The sequence below is a fragment of the Scandinavium sp. genome (assembly GCF_036271055.1).
Taxonomy (GTDB): Bacteria; Pseudomonadota; Gammaproteobacteria; order Enterobacterales; family Enterobacteriaceae; genus Scandinavium.
On sequence record NZ_DATBBJ010000015.1, the window covers coordinates 1 to 4,570 of the forward strand.

At 41.8% G+C, this 4,570-nt stretch carries 5 protein-coding genes; 4 read left to right on the top strand and 1 reads right to left on the bottom strand.

The genetic code is table 11. The features are described from left to right. The 3 genes from VH187_RS01385 to VH187_RS01395 form a co-directional block, all read left to right on the top strand. The coding region (locus VH187_RS01385) for a flagellin (protein WP_329699709.1) at positions 1–132 on the top strand (132 nt) is incomplete at its 5' end. 236 nt (positions 133–368) lie between these two features. After that, positions 369–1,814, top strand: a complete 1,446-nt coding sequence (locus VH187_RS01390; RefSeq protein ID WP_329699706.1) for a glycosyltransferase family 2 protein — start codon at positions 369–371, stop codon at positions 1,812–1,814. A 17-nt stretch (positions 1,815–1,831) separates the two neighbouring features. Beyond that, a complete protein-coding gene (locus VH187_RS01395; protein WP_329699707.1) occupies positions 1,832–2,755 on the top strand; it encodes a hypothetical protein in 924 nt (307 codons plus the stop codon). A gap of 73 nt (positions 2,756–2,828) precedes the next feature. Here the strand turns inward: VH187_RS01395 and VH187_RS01400 are convergent, their stop codons facing one another. Next, positions 2,829–3,962: a capsular polysaccharide export protein, LipB/KpsS family gene (locus tag VH187_RS01400; protein WP_329699708.1), complete on the bottom strand. Its 1,134-nt coding sequence runs from the start codon at positions 3,960–3,962 to the stop codon at positions 2,829–2,831. Positions 3,963–4,378: 416 nt separating this feature from the next. Here VH187_RS01400 and VH187_RS01405 point away from each other — a divergent pair. Beyond that, the coding region (locus tag VH187_RS01405) for a flagellin N-terminal helical domain-containing protein (protein ID WP_473964785.1) at positions 4,379–4,570 on the top strand (192 nt) is incomplete at its 3' end.

Genomic DNA, 4,570 nt, shown 5'->3' on the forward strand with positions numbered 1-4,570 from the left:
AACATCACCGATGCTGACTTCGCAACCGAAGCGTCAAGCATGAGCCGTAACCAGATGCTGGCACAGACTTCTATGTCCATGCTGAAGCAGTCCAACAGCATGTCTGGCATGGTCATGTCCCTGCTGGGTTAATCTTTACCCGCTCCGAGTAAAAAAACACCGCTGCATGGCGGTGTTTTTACATCTGTCCTTTTCCTTCCTTCAGAATGGGAAGAGAGCCTTCCAGCATCATAATATACACATGATTTCATGTGTTTTTTTGTTGGCATAATAATTGCATTATTCAATTATCAGGCGTCGTTATACACCGGGTAGGTGGTATGGAAAACCCCACCTCGACGTTTCATTGAATCAGGCAGAATAAAATAATGTCCAGGAATACGAAAAAAGTCACTCCCTCCAATGGCACTCTTATTCATTCATTGTTGCAACGTCAACAGACAGGGAAAACACAGGCATTACCGTTTGTCAGCGTAATTTGCCCGACGTGGAATCGCCGTGAGTTTTTGCCCTACCTGCTTTATATCTACCAATATCAGGATTATCCCGCCGATAAGCGTGAACTGATCATCGTAGATGATTCCCCTGAGAGTAGTGAAGATCTTATCGACATGCTGGTCGATCGTACGCAGCACAACGTGCGCTACATTCACAGCGACAAAAAACTGATCTTGGGTGAAAAGCGCAATCTGCTCAACCATCTCGCGACAGGAAAATACATTCTCTGTTTCGATGATGATGACTACTATCCGGCTGATAAAATCAGTTGGCAGGTTGCCGCAATGCAGGAGAACAATTCTATTTTCTCCGGCTGTGACCAAATTTATATTTGGTACAGCCATCTCGATAAAATCTATCGTTCTCGAGCTTTTGGCAAAAACCATGCCTTAAATGGCACCTTCGGTTATCACCGTAACTTTTTGCGAAACCACCGTTATGATGACAATGCATCACTGGCTGAAGAAGAAGGCTTCCTGAAAGGTTTCACCGTGCCTGTGCTTCAACTCGAATCCGAGAAGGCTATTCTGTGTGTTTCGCACAACGCCAATACCTACGACAAAGATTTCATTCTGGGTTCATCAGAGCCAACAAGTCTGACGCTTGAGGACTTTGTACAAGATAAAAACCTGCTTAGCCATTATCGCCGTCTGAGCACCTTGCCTACCAGCACGCGCGTAGGATGGGAGACTTTTTCTCGTATTGCGGTGATGTATGAGCCCGGTGATCATTCCTCGCTGGATGCAGCCGTAAGGACTCTATATAAACTCGGCATTACAGAACAACAGCTAATGCCGGTAGAGAAATCATCCCACCCTTCAGTTGAGCAGGCTGAACTGGAAACGCATTGCCAAATACTCGAACAAGCTTGCGAGGAAAAATGGCAAAACGTATTGCTCCTTGATGCGGGGCTCAGTTATGTACATAAGGAATCTGCGGTCAACAATCTCAACCAGTTGCTGCAACAGTTGCCAAATATCGACTGGCAAGTGCTACTTCTGGGTGCGGATTACCAGAATATTGCCCCGCTAAAATCCCTTAAAGGTGTAGCGCGTGTTTTCAAAGCAAATTACGGCTGTGCCTATGCAGTAAATGGCAGCTTCGTCGAGACATTGCTCACCGTTTATCGCGAAGCCATTGCACAACAGGTATCGCTCACGACGAGCTGGCCGGTAATGATGCAGCAATCTTGCTGGCTTGGCTGTTACCCAAGTTACGCGTTCCTACAGCAGAGTCGAATACAAGAAGATATTGAGCGTACCGACTGTACCCATTTATTTTTCAAAAGAGTCCAGCCTAAAGATGCTGAGTCATAAATTAAAGGATTAAAAATATGGAACATTATCAACCCGAATTCGTTGTTCGCTATCTGGCTGAAAACGCAGATTGTGCCTGTCCTCACTGCCTGAGTTCAGACGATGCAAACCCACTGACTAGCATTAAGTTCAATAATCAACAGCGCGATTCTTTGGATGTCACTTGCGAAAGTGCAGCAAGGCAAATGCTGCTTAATCCGGATGCCTTCGTCTTACATGCTGGGAAAAATGACGAGATTGCTGACGCTCAGCCCGATATCTGGCTGGAAACGTTAAACCAAGAGTGCCTCAATCTGGCGATGCACCCGGCGTTAACTGTAGAACTCTCTTTGTTTGCTATTGGCATACTGCTTAGCAGAGTCCAGCAATATCAGGGTGCGAAGGCAAATGACCCCGCTTTGCTGGTCACGATGGCACAAGAGCTCTGTTTATTGGCAGAGCAAGGCGTACTTGCTCAGCAATATGTGGCTCTACCGCAGATCGGCACCGTACAGACAATGGCATTGAAGTCGCTCGGAGCAAAACGGATGAGTTTTAACTTGCCACCGATGGAGAAAATGGCGGTTGCGTTAAAAATAGGTGAGCTGAAAATAATGAATGATGCGCAGTTAGTTGATCGTGCAAGCTCACTCCAGACCCAGTGGAATGTATTTAAAACAGCCAATAACTTAGCACTTATCTATCGTAATATACTGATATATAAACTATATACCGACATATTTCCCGGTAAAAACGATGTTTGCTACGGTGAAAAATTTTTACGCCTGACTCAACAATTCTTCCAGTTAAAAATGTTGTTCGCGATCTGGGCTGAAACGGGAAATGAATTGACCGATGACATTATTTCCTCTCTCTATATAAGCCTCCAGTCTCTTGGTGAAGATGTTGATATTACTATTAACGATGAAGAAAAAGTATTATATGCACTTGCATTAATTTAACATTTTTACTTTCAAACCCCATTGTAACATGGCTATTGAGTTCTAAAGTGCAATAGCCATATTCGCTCAACTACTAACGTAGCATAAAGGCGTAAGCCACATCTCTTTCAATATGTCCCTCAGAAAAAAAATCAATGCCGGAAAAGAGATAATGGTGAATATATTTTTTTAGCATCTCATAATCAAAGCTCTTATAAATACTAGAACCCAGAAAAGTTACTTTTTTCTTGAAAAGCATTGCTTCCAATCCCACTGTTGAGTTTACTGTAATAATTTGAGATGCATTTTTAACCAATCCCCCTGAATTTTCCATTGTAAGAACGAAATTGAATTTACGTTTAAGATCGATGATTTCTTTAATTTGTTGCACTGAAGTCTCTGCGGGATGAATTTTCACAACAACATGCTCGCCACTTTCCATTCCTATTTTTAGTGCATATTTGATGGTATCAATATTCCTATGCTTTCCGTATAACCATAACTGAGCATCATTTGATACTTGAAGTGGAACGAAAATATAAGTTTTTTTCCGATTCAAGACTCTTTGCGTAGAACATTTTTCAATCAAAGGTTGAAGTGGATTTTTCAATGATTGAGGCAAGGGTCTTGACTTAAAAGAAAACCAGGACTCCATCCAAATTTGATGTTGCTGTTCATCTACAGTGGGAAATACATCAAGAAATTCGGGAACTCTGGCGATCATTGCATTTGCGTTAGTTCCCTCACTATCAATAAATATTTTCTCTGGTAAATTAGATAGTTCGATGAATCGAGTTTGTATTTTATGTAATTGACATGCTAGCGCAACTGCTTTTGAATATATACCACAACCACTGCACATTATTACTTTGTCGATATTATTCTTCTGCAAAAAGTCGTGCATGAAAATAAATGTTGAAAGATATATTTCCCAACATAAAGAAAAAGGCACTCCTCCGATCACAAATTCAAAACTATCCTCAATGCCTTTAATCATTTTAGAATATAGAATCGGTTTCTCCTGTTCAAAAAGATACGATTCAGGCACCGAGTAACATGGTAAAATTGTTGTTCGAATTTCTGGCAACTTATTTTGTATTAACACCATTGTTGCATTGTCACGAACAAAAAATTGAGTATTCTCCTGGTCATGGCTCTCAAGTGAAGAGACAATTCTGGAAAAAAAATTTGCGTACGTAATACCCTCTACTATAAACCCTGTTTTCACAGTGAAGTTCCTTTTTAAATGCAATATTTTATTATAAAGTACACCAATAAACGATATCGCCAAAATTTTTTATAACGATCCTGCTACAGGAACTTTATTTTCCATGCTGTCGGAAAGCGGCGGAATGATATCTTCAACATCAAAGGATGTGCTTGGCACATAAAATCAATACGTCAACAAGAGATATCCTTCAGATAAGAATAAGGCCAGAAGGCTGGAACAGAGTTATCGACATTCATGCATGCGTTCACTTTTCAGCATCTCTTCATGTTCATTGAACGTCAAATAACTAATTGATTTTATTATGTTTTATTTTTTATTCTTTTTTAAATTTAATTTTCACCCACGCTGTGCCGTTTTATCTCAGTACATAACAGGGATACCGGATACGCCGGTACCGAACGGAGATAAACATCATGGCACTTTCCCTTTTCACTAACGCAGCTTCCATGTCTTCTACCAACGCTCTGAACCAGGCTAACAGCCTGCTCTCTACCTCTATGGAGCGTCTGGGTACCGGCAAACGTATCAACTCCGCCGCTGACGATGCCGCAGGCATGCAGATTGCTACCCGTCTGACCGCACAGTCAAACGGCATGGGCGTTGCC